Source organism: Microbulbifer epialgicus, from assembly GCF_041447265.1.
GTDB classification, from domain to species: domain Bacteria; phylum Pseudomonadota; class Gammaproteobacteria; order Pseudomonadales; family Cellvibrionaceae; genus Microbulbifer; species Microbulbifer epialgicus.
Genome location: NZ_JBGMEK010000221.1, coordinates 1 through 1364, shown reverse-complemented (window position 1 = coordinate 1364; position 1364 = coordinate 1). Strand labels below are relative to the sequence as shown.

Sequence of the window (1364 nt, the reverse complement as noted above, 5' to 3'; positions counted from 1 at the left end):
AGGTGTCCACTTGTTGATTGGTGGACACCTAAATTACAGCGTAGAACTTGGCTGAATAGATGGAATTACCGGACGGTTACGAGTATCGAGCAATGGCTTTTAATCGACAGGGCAAACACTCTCTAGCGAGGTAGTAAAGGCTCTCTTCATAAACTCAAACTGCTCATTGGTTTCCATAAGCTTACTGAGAGAGTTCCTTGCACTAAGAAATCGTTTCTTTTCGGCTTCCGTCATACCTTCATGATATAAGTACAACTTCTCAAATGGTTTCATGGCAGCTTTTTCCTGGCGATAAAATGGATCTTCTGTCATTGCCAGATCCACCTTATCTCTTATTGAACCATCTGGCATAATCTGAACCGATACACTAGGCACTAAGTTTGCAATCGGCCCGGTCAGATTAAGTACTTCCGGATTGAGCTTGCTTAACTTCTTGGCAATATAAACTTTCAGCTTGTTATTTCTGACTTCTAACTTCACAAATGGCTTAATGGTCTTGAATTTACTATTGTCTTCTTCAAACAATTTAACGGATGCCTCCAGCATCACCAGGCTCTGGGTATTCAAGAAACGTTCATACTCCTCCAGATGACAAGATGCTTGCACACATTGACTCAAGACAAAGACGAGAAATAAGGCTGGTATTTTCATTGTTCCGGTGATTATCCTTAACGTTTTTATATTGATTGGCCAAATCCATCGAGCAACCCACCCTGTTTATACACCAAGATATTTTAGTCGTCTTTTTACATATGATATTCTGCAGATCCACTTTTGAGGAATTCCCTGCAAATATTACGCGACATCCCTCCTTTTACAGGTTATATACGCCAGTAACCGATGAAAGGTTAGCAAGTGAGGCCTGTATCCCTCAGCCAAGAAGAGATATACTAAAAGATTAGCGGAGTACCGGCTTTTTCCCTCTTCCGGATTATGGCGCAGCCAGCTACGCGCCCCAAAAGCTGCAGTACATTGCCGAGCCAACCGGTCAACGATTTTCTTCCAGAATCATCACGGGTAAAGATCCGGCCCGCCTGCCCACTCTTCCTTGCCTTTCTTGATAGGTAGTCTTTATCCGGATATAAAGTAAGTAGTCGGCCCTGAAAAAAAACCAAACACTTGCCTCCAGCACGGTGTAATGAGGGTTTACGGGGCGATTCGGACTAAATCCACCTTCCAAAACGTAAGTAAAATATCCGCATTATTAGCCGGAACGGATTTGAGATCATAAAAATAGGTGAAAACGATTTTTTAGGGCACAAAAAAACGCCTCCAGCGCCCTGATCATCCATTTTCTCAAGTTCCAGGCACACGCAGCCATGAGGAGATTTATCGCATCACCCACTGTGCCTTTGAGGAAGTTT

The 1364-nt window shown here is 43.2% G+C and carries 1 protein-coding gene; it reads right to left on the bottom strand.

Annotated features, from left to right (window positions below; all coding sequences use genetic code 11):
* Positions 1 to 99: 99 nt before the first annotated feature.
* Positions 100 to 651: a hypothetical protein gene (locus tag ACCI49_RS24635; RefSeq protein WP_371841904.1), complete on the bottom strand. Its 552-nt coding sequence runs from the start codon at positions 649 to 651 to the stop codon at positions 100 to 102.
* Positions 652 to 1364: the final 713 nt, after the last annotated feature.

Bases quoted from the DNA above. Each gene is read 5' to 3' on its own strand.
- ACCI49_RS24635 (WP_371841904.1), bottom strand. From the start codon at position 651: ATGAAAATACCAGCCTTATTTCTCGTCTTTGTCTTGAGTCAATGTGTG.